Origin of the sequence: Streptomyces sp. 11x1, assembly GCF_032598905.1 — a bacterium.
In the GTDB taxonomy this organism is placed as follows: Bacteria; Actinomycetota; Actinomycetes; order Streptomycetales; family Streptomycetaceae; genus Streptomyces.
The window spans coordinates 9370601-9384354 of record NZ_CP122458.1 but is presented as its reverse complement, the minus strand read 5'-3'; the positions used below and the strand labels follow the sequence as shown (position 1 = coordinate 9384354).

The following is a 13754-nucleotide window of genomic DNA, read 5'->3' as shown; positions in this document are numbered from 1 at the left end:
CCCGGCCGGAACATCGTGTCGTCCCGAACCCCGTGAAGGACCATAGGTACGACAGCCGTACAAACGCCCCCCGATCCCGCAGCCACCACCCCGACCAGCAATGACAGGCACACGCGTTCGCATCACTTCCGCGATACCAATAGCGGCACGGGGACCGGTGCTCGCCGCCCTGGCGACCGTGGCACTGTTCGACATCGAGGTGCACGTCACCCAGCACGGGCGCCACCGCTTCGATCCGTACGTGGAGCGCACGCGGGGCAATGCCTTCGCGGGGAACGCCTGGCGCGTGCGCGCCGTCCCCGACCGGCTGCGGGCGCAGCTCGCGGCCGCGGACGAGGACACCTACCGTGCCGTGGTCGCGGCCCTGGCCGACCTGCGGAGCAGCGCCCGCCGACGGATCGTCGCGTCCTACCTCGTCCCCAGCGAGACGGCATGGCTCGCCGAATGCGCGGGCGGCCCCGAGGCGGACCGCCACGCGACCGCGTCCTGCGCTCGATGCTGCTGGGCTCGCTCAACGACCCCCAGCAGAGCCGGCAGCTGGGTGGGGTGGCCGCGCTGAGCCACGACGGATGGTCGACGCCGACGGTCGCCACCGTCGCCGAGGGCATCGGCACGGCGGGTGGCGCCCCTGGTGGCGGAACAGTTGCGGAGCTCGTACGTCACGTCGCGTTTCGGCGAGATCGACCGGTGGCCGTCTCCGAACTGCTGGCGGACCTTACGGAGTTGACGACGTCCTGACGACCTGCGGGCGCACCGGTCGGCTGTGTGACGGATGTCGTCACGACGGTTGACGGTGGCCCACGGGGCGGCCACCTTCGATAGCGCTCGCACCATGGGAGCGCTCCCAGACCCCTGTCGAAGGGACGGCCATGCAGACGACACCGCGCCCCTTGTCCCGACGGACGATGGTCGCCGCAGCGGCGGCGGGCCTCGTCTCCACCGTCGTGTCCCCAACCGTGTCCTCCGCGCGGGCCGCCGATGCCCCGGCGGCCCGTTTCCAGACGGTGGGCCGGGTCAGGCGAGCCGCCGACGGCACCGTCCGGTACAGCTGGCCCGGCATCTCCTTCGAGGGACGCTTTCACGGCACCGGCGTCGGGGTGGTCCTCGATGACGCCGACAACGACTACGACGTCCAGGTCGACGGGGCGACCGTCGCCACGCTCGTCACCCCGGGCCGTACCGTCTCATGGGTCGACGGGCTCGCCGACGGCGTCCATCGCGTTCGGGTCGTGAAGCGCACGGAGAGCCCGTGGGCGGCCGGCCGGTTCGGCGGGTTCGTCGCGGCTCCCGGCGGCGGGATCCTCCCGAGACCCCCGGCGCGGCGACGGCAGATCGAGTTCATCGGCGACTCGTACACCGCCGGTTACGGCAATGTCTCCGAGATCCGGGACTGTTCCGGCACCGGCGGGGTCAACCGGAACAGCAATGCCGATCTCGCCTTCGGCGCGCTCACCGCGCGGAGGTTGGACGCCGATTTCCAGACCAACGCCTTCTCCGGGCGCGGCATGGTCCGCAATTACAACGGCGGAGAGCCCGGAACCGACTTCCGTACGTACTACGACCGGGCGCTGCTGAACGTCGAGGGCGACGTCTGGCGGAAGCCGCGCGGCTGGCGTCCGCAGGTGGTCGTGGTCGGGCTCGGTATCAACGACTTCTCGACGCCCCTGAACCCCGGGGAGCGCTGGAGCACGACGGCCGAATTGGTCGCCGCCTACGAGAGCGCCTACCACGGGTTCCTCGACAAACTGCGCGCCCGGTACGGGCGCGGGACGTTCCTCGTGGTCGCCGCCCCCCGCCTGTGGAACACCACGGCGCTGGCGGACGCCACCGCGCGGATCGTCGAGGAGCGGGGCCGGCGGGGCGACGGCCGGGTGAGCCACTGGTACTACGACGATCCGGGCCTGGACTTCCTGGGCTGTGACTGGCATCCCTCGCTCCACGACCACCGGATCATCTCCGGCCTCCTGGACACCCACCTGGCGGAGCTGCCGCTGCGCTGGTGACGCGCGCCCCGAGGCGGGGGCGACGGGACTGCCGAGTGCGGCCGGGCTCAGGCCGACACGGCCCGGCCCGGTCGCAGCGCGTCGAGCAGGCCCGAGTGGTGCAGGGTCGCGATGGGCGCGAGCAGGTCGGGGTGGCGCAGGAGCGCGGCGGCCCGCCGGTCGAGGTCGTCCGGGGTGAGGAGGCGGCGGAAGGCGGCGGGCGGGCCGACCGCGTGCGGAGATCCGTCGAGGGCGTCCACGGCGGCGTGGGCCAGCTCGGCATCGGCCAGGAGGCAGGCCGCCCAGCTGGCCACGACCTCGTCGACCCAGGTCCGCCAGGCGTACTCGTCGGGGGCCGGGGTCTCGTCGTGGCCCGTGATCCAGTCGAGCCGGGCGGAGCCGCCCGGTCCGGCCATGCCGACGAGGGCCACGTCCATCGGTGTGGGATAGCGGAGCCAGGCGGCGACGGTGACGGCCTGCCGGGCCTGTGCCTCGCAGAGCGCGCCGTCCAGCGCGCCGCCGCCCGCCGGGTAGGCGCGCGTCAGCCACTGGGTGGTCGCCGCTATGAGAGGGGAGAGATCTGCGAGCACGCTGGGCCATCCGTGGGTACTGGGGAACGCGTGGCAAAACGTAGTCGTGCGCCGGTCTCCCTGAAATGGCGCAGGCCACGGAATGGACGTGTCCTGGGCCACACCTGTGCGCCGCACTGACTCACCGGACGTCAATACGACGCATTCGGGACGGTGAGGGTTTCACTGACCTCCACAGGTCCGGACCGGGACGAACGCCGGGACGCGCAGGCAAGGAGCGACGGAAATGGCACACGGCGGAGACGTGATCGAGGAACTGAAGGCGGACCACCGGGAGGTGGCGGAACTCTTCGGCAAAATCGAGGAATTGCCTTCCGGGGACCCGAAGCGCAAGGAATTCGTCGATCTGGTCACCATCGAGTTGGTACGACATGCCGTCGCGGAGGAGGCCTACCTCTACCCGGCGGTCCGCGAGCACCTGAGCAACGGGGACGCGGTCGCCGACCGGGAGTTGGCGGATCACTCCGCCGCCGAGCGCACCATGAAGGACCTGGAGCGGCGCGCCGCCGACGACCCCGAGTTCGACCGGCTGGTCACGCAGTTGATGGCCGAGGTCCGCCACCATGTGCGGGACGAGGAGAGCAATCTCTTCCCGCAGTTGGCGAAGGCCTGTTCCGACTCGGTGCTGAACGACCTCGGTGACAAGGTCCGCCGCGCCAAGAAGCTGGCGCCGACCCGCCCCCACCCGGCCGCCCCGGTCAAGCCTCCGGCCAACAAGATCCTGGCGCCGGGCCTCGGCCTCGTCGACCGGATGCGCGACGCGCTGAGCGGCCGCGGCAAGGAGTCCTGAGGGACTTCTGGGGGGCATACCGTTGCCCGCCATGAGGCTTCTGATCATCGGCGGCAGCGGTTTCCTGGGCGGCGAGTTGGCGCGCCGGGCCGTGGCGGCGGGACACGAGACGTGCGCGACCTACGCCGCCCGCCCGCCGGACACCCGTCGAAACGTCCCACCGGACGTCTCCTGGCACGCCCTCGACCTCCGGGACCCCGCGCGGCCGGCCGAGGTGATGGCGCGGGTTGCTCCCTCGGTCGTCGTCAACGCGTCGAGCGGCGGCCCGGACTGGGAGGTCACCGCCGAGGGCGGGGTCCGAGTGGCGGCGGCCGTGGCCGCGCGGGGCTGCCGGCTGGTCCATGTGTCGAGCGACGCCGTGTTCTCGGGTGACGCGGGCCGCTACGACGAGACGTGTCTCCCGGATCCCGTCACCCCGTACGGCGCCGCGAAGGCGGCGGCGGAGACCGGCGTCCGGCTGCTGGCACCGGACGCCGTCGTGGTGCGGACCTCGCTGATCATCGGGGACGGCCGCTCGCTGTCCGTGCACGAACAGCATGTGCACGATCTCGTGGCGGGTGCCCGCGACGGTGTGCTCTTCACCGATGTGGTGCGCTGTCCGGTGCAGGTGGCCGACCTGGCCGCCGCGCTCCTGGAACTGGCCGCGTCCGAGGTGGTCGGCGTGCGGCACGTCGCCGGGCCGGACGCCCTCACCCGGCACGAGCTGGGCGTCCTCGTCGCCCGCCGCGACGGCCTCGATCCGGCCCGGCTGCCCGCCGGACGCCAGGTCGACGGCGCCCGGCGGGGAGCCCTCGACGTCCGGCTGGACAGCCGGGTCACCCGCCGGGGTCTGCGCACCCGGCTGCGCGGCGCCCGGGAGTTCCTCGCGGAGCCGCCGACCTGACGGACGGCGGCCCGTCGGTCGGTCGGGTGTCAGCGTGCGGTGCGGGCGAGGTCGGCCATGACCTCGACGGTGCGGTCGAGTTCGGCCTCGGTGTTGTAGTAGTGCGGGGAGAGCCGCACCAGGGGGTGCACGCCCCGGTGTTCGGTGTCGAACTGGGTGTGCTCCGGGAAGGTGGTGGTGACGTTGATCCCGTGCCGGGCGAGACCGGCGGCGACCTCGGTCGCGGCCAGGCCGTCGACCTTGGCGGTCACGATGGCGCAGCGGTGTTCGCCGAGGTCGTGGGTGGTGACGCCGGGCAGGGCGTCGAGCCGGTCGCGCAGGTACGCGCCCAGGGCCAGGGCGCGGTCGCCGATGCGGTCCAGGCCCAGGTCGAGGGCCTGGCGCACGGCCGTGTCGAGGCCCAGGACACTGGCGTAGCCGGTCTCCCAGGTCTCGAAGCGGCGGGCGCCGGGCTGCCAGGTGAAGCCGCGTCCGCCGTCCCAGGTCGCCGAGTGGATCTCGATGACGTTCGGGTCGAGGTACTCCAGCGCCTCGGTGCGCACCCAGAGGAAGCCCGTGCCGCGCGGGCCGCGCAGGAACTTGCGGCCGGTGGCGCTGAGCATGTCGCAGCCGATGGTCTCGACGTCCACCGGGAACTGGCCCACGGACTGGGTGGCGTCGAGGAGGTAGGGGACCCCGGCGGCGCGGGTGATCCGGCCGATCTCGGCCGCCGGGTTGATCAGGCCGCCGCTGGTGGGGATGTGGCTGATTCCGACCAGTCGGGTGCGTTCGTCGATCAGGTCGGCGAGGGCGGCGGTGTCGAGCTGTCCGGACGGATCGTCGGGGACGACGACGATCTCCGCGCCGGTGCGCCGGGCGGCCTGGAGGTAGGCGAGCACATTGCTGCCGTACTCGGCCCGGCCGGTGAGGATGCGGTCGCCCGGCTTGAAGGTGAGCGCGTAGAACGCGGCGCTCCAGGCGTGGGTGGAGTTGTCGAACAGGGCGATCTCGTCGGGGCGTCCGCCGATCAGGCGGGCGAGGTCGGTGTAGGTGGCGTCGATGCGGTCCTGCTCCTGCCGTGCCGCCTCGTAGCCGCCGATGGTCGCCTCCAGTTCCAGGTGGGCGGTGACGGCGTCCAGGGTCTGCCGGGAGACCAGGGCCGCTCCGGCGTTGTTGAGATGGATTCGGTGGGCGGTGCCGGGGGTGTCCCGGCGCAGTGCGTCGATGTCCATGCCCTCACCCTTCCCACGGGTCAGCGCTCGGTGAACTGGGTGCGGCCCGGCTGGTCGACGTTCGGGGTGACGGTGATACCGGTGTCGGTGAGGGTCTGCCCGCGCAGGCGTAGGTGACACCGGGCCTGACACAGGAGTCGCGCCGGACCCTTGTCACCCACGGACGAACCCGGGCCCCGAAGGACTCATCTCCCGCAAACAGAACGGGGATCGGTCCGGTCGCCCCCTCCTTCGCTGCCATATTCGTAAGCCACTTCGGAGGTGGCTGTGACGCTAGAGGTGACGACATCCCGGACGAGGCAGGTGGCGGAACGTGCGCCCGGCCGCGTGTCCGCGCCGGTCGCCCAGCCGGTCCCTGAGCCCGCCCGCGACCGAACCGCCGACCGCATCGCGGAGTTGGAGGGCCGCCGGACGCGGGCCCTCCTGCCGGTCGGGCCCAGGAGACGCGGGGAGCACGGGGCCCGCGAGCGGATCGATCTGCTGCTGGACGCCGGCTCGTTCACGGAGACGGGCCTGTTCGTGCGGGCACGGCCCACCGGGGACGGCGTCCGGCGCCCCTACGGCGACGGGGTGGTCACCGGCCACGGCACGATCGACGGCCGTCAGGTCTGCGTCTTCGCCCAGGACGCCACGGTGTACGGCGGCAGCATGGGCGAGGCCTTCGGGGAGAAGACGCTCGCGCTGATGGACCTCGCCCTGAAGACCGGCTGTCCGGTCATCGGGCTCAACGACGGCGGCGGCGCCCGCATCCAGGAGGGCGTCACCTCCCTCGCCCTCTACGCCGAACTGGTGCGCCGCAACGTCCAGGCGTCCGGAGTGATCCCGCAGATCTCGGTCGTGCTGGGCCCCTGCGCGGGCGGGGCCGCGTACTCCCCGGCCATCACCGACTTCACCGTGATGGTGGACGGCGCCTCGCACATGTTCGTCACCGGACCCGACGTCATCGAGACCGTCACCGGCGAACGCACCAGCGCCGAGGAGCTGGGCGGCGCCCGCGCCAGCAACACCGTCAACGGCAACGCCCACTTCCTCGCCGCCGACGAGGTCGACGCCCTCGACACCGTACGCGACCTGCTGTCGTACCTGCCCGCCAACAACCTGGAGCGGCCCCCGCAGTACGCGCCGGGTGCCGCGCCGGCGGGGCCGTGCCTCGACACGGTGGTGCCGGACCGGCCCGGCCAGGCGTACGACATGCGGGACGTGCTGCGCGCGGTCGTCGACGACGGTGAACTCCTGGAGATCCAGGCGCTGTTCGCGCCGAACATCATCTGCGCGCTGGCTCTCGTCGAGGGCGCCTCGGTCGGTGTCGTCGCCAACCAGCCGCTGCGCTCGGCCGGGGTCCTCGACATCGACGCCTCCGAGAAGGCCGCGCGGTTCGTGCGGTTCTGCGACGCGTTCGGCATCCCCCTGCTGACCTTCGCCGACGTCCCCGGCTATCTCTCGGGCGTCCGCCAGGAGCAGGCCGGCATCATCCGGCGCGGCGCCAAACTGCTGTACGCCTACGCCGAGGCGACCGTCCCCAAAGTCACGGTGGTGGTGCGCAAGGCGTACGGCGGCGGATACGCGGTGATGGGCTCCAAGCACCTCGGCGCCGACATCAACCTCGCCTGGCCCACCGCCCGGATCGCCGTCATGGGCGCCGAGGGCGCGGTGGGGGTCCTGCACCGCCGCGAACTCGCCGCCGCGGAGGACCCCGAGGCGCTGCGGGCCCGCCTGGTCACCGCGTACGAGAGCACGTACGGGACGCCGTACCTCGCCGCCGAGCACGGGTACGTGGACGCCGTCATCGCCCCGCACGACACCCGTGCCCACATCTGCCGCGCCCTGCGCGCCCTGCGCGGCAAGCGGGCCCCGATGCCGGAACGGCGCCACGGCAACATCCCGCTCTGAGCGCGCCTCCGCCCGTGCGCGCCCCGTCGTGCGCGCCGAGTCCCGCGCCCGGCGCCGCCATCAGCCGAACCCCCGCCACGGCCGTCACCGCCGTCTTCCGCCGTGGCCGCCGCGACCGCAAGCCGTCCCGCGCCGTGAGGAGCCATGCCCGATGGACAGCCGCCGCCCCCCGCTCGCGCCCGCGTTCCGGAGTCTGCCGGAGTATGTGCGCCACTGGGCCGAGACCACTCCCGACCGCCGGGCGTTCACCTTCGTCGACCATCCCGCGCCGCAGTCGCGCGGCGTCCACCGCACCCTGACCTGGCGTCGGCTGGATCTGCGGGTGCGGGCCGCGGCCGCCCGGCTCGCGGCGGAGGCCGAGCCCGGGGAGCGGGTCGCGGTGCTGTGCCCGCAGGGGACGGAGTACGTCACCGCCTTCCTCGGGGCGCTCGCCGCCCGCCTGGTCGCCGTACCGCTGTATCCGCCCGGTCTGCCCGGGCAGGGCGACCGGCTCTCGGCGGTGCTGGCCGACGCGTCCCCGGCGGTCGTCGTCACGACGAGCCAAGTCCTGGCGGAGGTCGAGGAGTTGTGCGAGGGCCGGGCGGTCCGGGTCGTCGCCGTGGACCGGATCCCGGACTCGGCCGCCGATGACGAACGGCCGCCGTCCACGCCCGATGCCACCGCCGTCGCGTACCTCCAGTACACCTCCGGCTCCACCCGGACCCCGGCGGGAGTCGAGATCACCCATGCCAATGTCGTCGCCAACGCCCGCCAGGCGCTGTCCGCCTACGGTGCCGACGCCCGCCCGGCGACCTGTGTGGGCTGGCTGCCGCTCTACCACGACATGGGGCTGGTGCTGAGTGTGGCGGCGCCTGTGGTGCGGGGGCTGTTGTCGGTGCTCATGGACCCGGTGGCGTTCCTGCACGAGCCGGTGCGCTGGCTGCGGCTGCTGGCCGCGTACCCGAGCGCCCTGAGCGCGGCGCCCAACTTCGCCTACGACTACTGCGCCTCGGCGGTCACCGAGGCGCAGAAGGCGGGGCTGCGCCTGGACGGGGTGCTGGCGCTGATCAACGGCAGCGAGCCGGTCCGTCCCGGCACCGCCGACCGCTTCCACGCGGCGTTCGCCGCGCAGGGCCTCGTCCCGGAGACGCACTGTCCGTCGTACGGCCTGGCCGAGGCGACCGTCTTCGTCAGCGCGGCCCGGCCCGGTGAGCCGTTGCGCGGATTCGCGCTCGACCGGGACGCGCTGGCCGCCGGCAAGGCCCTGCCCGCGCGCCCCGAGGACCCGAGGGCCGTGCTGCTGGCCGGCTGCGGTGCGCCGGCGGGCCAGCGGGTCCGGATCGCCGACCCGGTGTCCCGGGTCGCGCCGGCCGAGGGCGAGGTCGGCGAGATCTGGGTGCAGGGCCCCAATGTCGGCCGGGGCTACCGGAATCGGGACCGGCAGACCCGGCAGGTCTTCGGCGCCGTGCTCGCGGACACCGCGTCCGGTCCGGGCGCATGGCTGCGGACCGGCGACCTGGGGACGGTCCTGGAGGGGCAACTGATCGTCACCGGGCGACTGAAGGACCTCATCGTCGTCGACGGGCGCAACCACTACCCGCAGGACGTGGAGGCCACGGCCCAGGAGGCGCACCCTGCCGTACGGCGCGACCGGCTCGCCGCGTTCGGTGTACCGGGCGGTGCCGGGGAGCGGGTGGTCGTCGTCGCGGAGCACGCGCGGACGGTGCCGCTCGCCGACATCGACGTGCCCGCCCTCGTGCGGACCGTGCGCGCGGCCGTCTCCGCCCGGCACGGGTTGCGGCTCGCCGACGTCGTCCTCGTCCCGCCGGGGGCGGTGCCCCGGACGTCCAGCGGAAAGGTCTCGCGGACGTCGACCCGTGAGCGCTACCTGGCGGGTGCCTACGCGGTGGAGAGCGAGGGATGAGGGTCGTGGGCGAGGGTGGGGTCGACGGCGACAGCCCCGACGGGCGCGGAAGAGGGGGCGCGGAGGCCGGCGGGGGCGGTCCGCGCCGGCTGTCCGCCGACGGCGGGGAAGGTGCGGTCCGGCGGCTGGTCGCGGCGCGGGTGGCCGACTGGAGCGGCCTGGCCACCGAGGAGGTTCCGATTGACCGGCCGCTCGCGGATCTCGGGATGTCCTCCCGGGACGCGGTCGTCCTGGCCGGGGAACTGTCCCGGGCGACGGGCCGGGAACTACCGGCGACGCTGCTGTGGGAGGCGCCCACCGGGGACGCGCTGGTGGCACGGGTGTGCGCCACGGAGGCGCGGCCGGTTCCGGTGCCGGACGCAGTCCCGGCCGCGAACTTCGCTCCGACGGCCCCGGACCCCGCTCCGAGAGCCCCGGCACGGCGGGCGCCCGCATCCGGTGAGCCGGTCGCGGTCGTCGGGGTCGGGTGCCGGCTGCCGGGCGGGGTGCACGGACCGGCGGAGTACTGGCGATCGCTCCTCGACGGTGTCGACGCGATCCGGCGGGTCCCGGACGACCGGTGGCGGGACTTCACGCCGTACCCGCCCGCCGACGCACTCCCGTACGGCGGCTACCTCGACGACATCGCCGGGTTCGACGCCGACTTCTTCCGTACCACCCCGCGCGAGGCCGCGGTGATGGACCCGCAGCAGCGGATCCTGCTGGAGGTCGTGCGGGAGACCCTCGACCACGCCGCCGTCCCCGCCGATTCCCTCGCGGGCAGCGCCACCGGCATCTTCGTCGGTGTCTCCGCGCCCGAGTACGGGCAGCTCACCGGCGCCGACCCGGCCACCGTCGCCCCCTGGGCACCGGCCGGCGGGGCGCTGAGCGTGACGGCGGGCCGACTGGCGTACGTCCTGGACACCAGGGGGCCGAGCATGGCCGTCGACACCGCGTGTTCGTCGTCGCTGGTGGCCGTGCACCACGCGTGCGTCAGTCTGCGCACGGGCGAGAGCGACCTCGCGATCGCCGCCGGGGTGAACCTGCTGCTCTCCCCGACCGTCACCGTCGCGTTCCGGCGGGCGGGCGCCCTCGCGCAGGACGGCCGGTGCAAGCCGTTCTCCAAGGCGGCCGACGGCATCGGCCGGGGCGAGGGCTGCGCCGCCGTCCTGATGAGACGCCTGTCCGACGCCGAACGGGACGGCGACCGGATCCTCGCCGTGGTCCGGGCCACCGCCGTCAACTCCGACGGCCACTCCAACGGCCTCCTGGCCCCCAACCCGGCCGCCCAGCAGGACCTGTTGCGGACCGCCTACGCGCGAGCCGGGCTCTCCCCCGCGCACATCGACCACGTCGAGGCGCACGGCACCGGCACACCCCTCGGCGACCCTATCGAGGCGGGCGCGCTGGGCGCCGTCCTCGGTACGGGCCGCGACCCCGGCCAGCCCCTGCTCCTCGGCTCGGTCAAGGGCAACCTGGGTCACCTGGAGTCCGCCGCGGGCATCGCCGGGCTGGTGAAGACCGTGCTCGCGCTCCACCACGACCTGATCCCGCCCTCGCTGCACTGCGCCGAGGGCAGCGCCCTGGACGGCGACGAACGGCTGCGGGTCGTGACCGAGGCCGAGCCGTGGCCCCGGTACGGCGGCACGGCCACCGCCGGGGTCTCCGGGTTCGGGTTCGGCGGCACCAACGCCCATGCCGTACTGGAGGAATGGCGGCCCGGCGCCCCGCTCCCGCCTCCGGCCGAGGAAGCCCCGGCCCGGCTCCACCTCCTCTCCGACGTCGACGCCGACCGGGTCCGCGACACCGCCGCCCGGCTCGCCGACTGGGCGGACACGCCCGAGGGCGCCGCCGCGCACCCCGCAGACGTGGCCAGAACCCTCGCCGGACGGGCGGGACGAGGGCCGGTGCGGGCGGCGGTCGTCGCCGCCGACCGGGCCGAACTGACCGACGGACTGCGGGCGTTGGCGGCGGGGCGACCCCATGCGCGGGTGCTGGTGGGCGACCGTGACGTCGTCGGGCGCGGGCCCGTGTGGGTGTTCTCCGGGTACGGCAGCCAGTGGACCGGCATGGGACGCCGGCTCCTCACCGAGGAGCCCGCCTTCACCGCGGTCGTGGAGAAACTGGACGGGCTGCTGGCCCCCGAATGCGGGCTCTCCCTCTACGACCACCTGGCCTCCGGCGGCGACCTCGACCGACTGGCGGTGGCCCAACCCGTCCTCCTGGGTGTGCAGTTGGCCCTGGCGGAGCTGTGGCGCGCGCACGGTGTCGAGCCCGCCGCCGTCATCGGGCACTCCCTGGGCGAGGTCGCCGCGGCGGTGTGCGCGGGCGCGCTCGAGGTGTCGGACGCGGCCCGGGTGGTGGCCGTACGGGCCCGGCTGCTCAGCGGGCTGCGGGGCGGGGCGATGGCGGTGGTCGACCTCGACGACAGCGAACTCCCTCTGCTGGCAAGGGACTTCCCGGGAGTCCAGGTCGCCGTGCACTCCTCTCCCTGCCAGAAGGTGGTGACCGGGGACGGGGAGTCGGTCACCCGGCTGGTGGGGCGGCTGGAGAAGGAGGGGCGGGCGGCGCGGGCGATGAGGGTGGTCGGGGCGGGTCACTCGGCCCAGGTGGACCCGCTGCTCCCGGAGTTGACGGCCGAGCTGGCCCACGTCCGGGGCGCGCTCCCCCGCATCCCGGTCTACTCCACCGTGCTGGACGATCCGCGCGGCGACTGCCTGTTCGACGCGGCGCACTGGGCCGCCAATCTGCGGCGGCCCGTCCGTCTCGACCGCGCGGTCGCCGCGGCCGCCGCCGACGGCCACACCGTGTTCGTCGAACTCTCCCCCCACCCGGTCCTGACCCGGGCGATCACGGACAACGCGCCCGGCGCCCTCGCCCTCGGCACGCTCCACCGGGACGCCGACACCTCCGCCGACTTCCTGACCCGCCTGGCCGCCCTGCACACGGCCGGAGCGCGGCTCCCACGCCCTCCGGGCCGCGTCATCGACCTGCCGGCGCCGCGCTGGCGGCACACACGGCACTGGTGGACGGACGGCCGAGCGGGAGGCGCGGGAACGGGCTGGGGAACCGCAGAGGGCACCGGGGGCCGAGAGTTCGGCGGGGTGCGGGTGACCGTGGAGAACCGTGGGGTCCCCGGTCGCCGCGTCCGGGGCTCGGACGGCTCGGCGGGTGAGGGCCGTGCCGCGGAGGGGGGATCCGGAGGGCCGATGTCCCGGGGCGCCGGGCCGGAGTTCGGCGCCCCGCGCGCCGTCCCCTCGCCGGACGGCGACCGGCAGCCGGACGGACACCTCGGTCCCGGCCCGCACACCGCCCTCGGGCCAACGGCGTGGCTCGCCGAGGAAGACACCTCCGTCACCGCCCGCCTCTGCCACCACATCAGCGCCGTCACCGGGTACCCGCCGGCCCGCATCACCCCCGCCACCGCCTTCGCCGAACTGGGCCTGGACTCCCTGATGGCCGTCCGCGTCCGCACCGCCCTGGAGCGCGAGTTCGACATAGAGCTCCCCCTGCGGGACCTGCTGGGCGCCGGCACGGTCGAGGCCACGGCGTCCCGCATCCAACGGGCGCTGCCGGCGGAGGCGGCAGCGGACGGGGAGGTCCAGCGGCAGACACCGCCGCACACCGCCGCCGGCTCCCCTGTGCCGCCTCAGCCACTCCGCCCCCTCGCCCTTCCCCTGCGCTCCCCCGCCACGGCCCACCCCCTCCTCCGCCCCCTCCACACCTCCGGCTCCCACCCCCCGTTCTTCCTCGTGCACGCCGCCGGAGGGACCACCGACGTCTACCGGGGTCTCGTCGAGCGGCTCGGCGGGGAGCGGCCGGTGTTCGGGTTGGAGCGGGTCGACGAGGCTCGTACGGTCGCCGAGAAGGCCCGGCGGTACGCCGAGGCCGTGGCCGCCGTGCACCCCGACGGCCCGTGCCTGCTGGGCGGTTGGTCGTTCGGCGGCTTCGTCGCGCAGGAGACGGCACGGCAGCTCACGGCCGCCGGACGGGACGTACGCCTGGTGGTGCTCATCGACTCCGTACGCCCGCTCCCCCGCCCCGAGGAGACGCCGGCCGCACGGATCCGCGCCCACCTCACCGGTTTCGCCCGCCATGTCGCCGACACCTACGGGGTCGAACTGCGGCTTCCGTACGCGGAGTTGGCCGTGACACAGGACGACGGCGCGCGGATCGACACCGTGCTGGAGGCCCTGCGCGAGGCCGTCGACGTGCCGCGCGCGGCCCTCGAGCACCAGCGGACCTCCTATGTGGACCTGCGGATCGGCGAGGCCCACAGCCCGGGCCGCCACGACGGACGGGTGGTGCTGTACCGGGCGACCGAGCCCGCCCCGCACACCGTGCGCGACCCCGCGTACGTGCGGGACGACGAGGCGCTCGGCTGGGACGAGCTGTGCCGGCGGCTGACCGTCGTCCGGGTCACGGGGCACCATCTGTCGCTGCTCGACCCCCCGCACGTCGACGAGATCGCCGCCCATCTGCGGTGGGAGCTCGCCGACGACCACCCCTGAACCGAGCCGAGGAGA

10 protein-coding genes are annotated in these 13754 nt (G+C 74.3%); 7 read left to right on the top strand and 3 right to left on the bottom strand.

What is annotated here, in order from left to right; all coding sequences use genetic code 11:
• Window positions 1-178: 178 nt before the first annotated feature.
• Window positions 179-559 (top strand): hypothetical protein, encoded by a 381-nt coding sequence (locus P8T65_RS41310; protein ID WP_316730548.1) that lies wholly within the window; start codon window positions 179-181, stop codon window positions 557-559.
• A 346-nt stretch (window positions 560-905) separates the two neighbouring features.
• A complete protein-coding gene (locus P8T65_RS41305) occupies window positions 906-2003 on the top strand; it encodes an SGNH/GDSL hydrolase family protein (RefSeq protein WP_316731883.1) in 1098 nt (365 codons plus the stop codon).
• 47 nt (window positions 2004-2050) lie between these two features.
• Here P8T65_RS41305 and P8T65_RS41300 read toward each other — a convergent pair whose 3' ends face one another.
• Complete coding sequence (locus tag P8T65_RS41300) at window positions 2051-2572, bottom strand: hypothetical protein (RefSeq protein ID WP_316730547.1); 522 nt, start codon at window positions 2570-2572, stop codon at window positions 2051-2053.
• A 226-nt stretch (window positions 2573-2798) separates the two neighbouring features.
• Here P8T65_RS41300 and P8T65_RS41295 point away from each other — a divergent pair, with 226 nt between their 5' ends.
• Window positions 2799-3362, top strand: a complete 564-nt coding sequence (locus P8T65_RS41295) for a hemerythrin domain-containing protein (protein ID WP_316730546.1) — start codon at window positions 2799-2801, stop codon at window positions 3360-3362.
• 31 nt (window positions 3363-3393) lie between these two features.
• Window positions 3394-4245: a sugar nucleotide-binding protein gene (locus P8T65_RS41290; protein WP_316730545.1), complete on the top strand. Its 852-nt coding sequence runs from the start codon at window positions 3394-3396 to the stop codon at window positions 4243-4245.
• 29 nt (window positions 4246-4274) lie between these two features.
• On the opposite strand, the gene P8T65_RS41285 is transcribed toward P8T65_RS41290, so the two are convergent.
• Both P8T65_RS41285 and P8T65_RS41280 read right to left on the bottom strand, forming a co-directional pair.
• Window positions 4275-5456, bottom strand: a complete 1182-nt coding sequence (locus P8T65_RS41285; RefSeq protein ID WP_316730544.1) for an aminotransferase class V-fold PLP-dependent enzyme — start codon at window positions 5454-5456, stop codon at window positions 4275-4277.
• Window positions 5457-5476: 20 nt separating this feature from the next.
• Window positions 5477-5617, bottom strand: coding sequence for a hypothetical protein (locus P8T65_RS41280; RefSeq protein WP_316730543.1), 141 nt, complete (start codon window positions 5615-5617; stop codon window positions 5477-5479).
• 166 nt (window positions 5618-5783) lie between these two features.
• Between P8T65_RS41280 and P8T65_RS41275 the strand changes: the two genes are divergently transcribed.
• From P8T65_RS41275 to P8T65_RS41265, 3 genes are all read left to right on the top strand, one after another.
• On the top strand, window positions 5784-7346 hold the full coding sequence (locus tag P8T65_RS41275; protein ID WP_316730541.1) for an acyl-CoA carboxylase subunit beta: 1563 nt from the start codon (window positions 5784-5786) through the stop codon (window positions 7344-7346).
• 151 nt (window positions 7347-7497) lie between these two features.
• A complete protein-coding gene (locus tag P8T65_RS41270) occupies window positions 7498-9249 on the top strand; it encodes a fatty acyl-AMP ligase (RefSeq protein WP_316730539.1) in 1752 nt (583 codons plus the stop codon).
• Window positions 9246-13739, top strand: coding sequence for a type I polyketide synthase (locus P8T65_RS41265; protein WP_316730538.1), 4494 nt, complete (start codon window positions 9246-9248; stop codon window positions 13737-13739). The genes P8T65_RS41270 and P8T65_RS41265 overlap by 4 nt, the downstream gene beginning before the upstream one ends.
• The last annotated feature ends 15 nt before the right edge of the window (window positions 13740-13754 follow it).

What these genes read in the sequence shown, in the direction of transcription:
- P8T65_RS41270 (WP_316730539.1), top strand. Translation starts at nt 7,498, where the DNA reads ATGGACAGCCGCCGCCCCCCGCTCGCGCCCGCGTTCCGGAGTCTGCCG.
- P8T65_RS41265 (WP_316730538.1), top strand. Translation starts at nt 9,246, where the DNA reads ATGAGGGTCGTGGGCGAGGGTGGGGTCGACGGCGACAGCCCCGACGGG.
- P8T65_RS41295 (WP_316730546.1), top strand. Translation starts at nt 2,799, where the DNA reads ATGGCACACGGCGGAGACGTGATCGAGGAACTGAAGGCGGACCACCGG.
- P8T65_RS41305 (WP_316731883.1), top strand. Translation starts at nt 906, where the DNA reads ATGGTCGCCGCAGCGGCGGCGGGCCTCGTCTCCACCGTCGTGTCCCCA.
- P8T65_RS41285 (WP_316730544.1), bottom strand. Translation starts at nt 5,456, where the DNA reads ATGGACATCGACGCACTGCGCCGGGACACCCCCGGCACCGCCCACCGA.
- P8T65_RS41290 (WP_316730545.1), top strand. Translation starts at nt 3,394, where the DNA reads ATGAGGCTTCTGATCATCGGCGGCAGCGGTTTCCTGGGCGGCGAGTTG.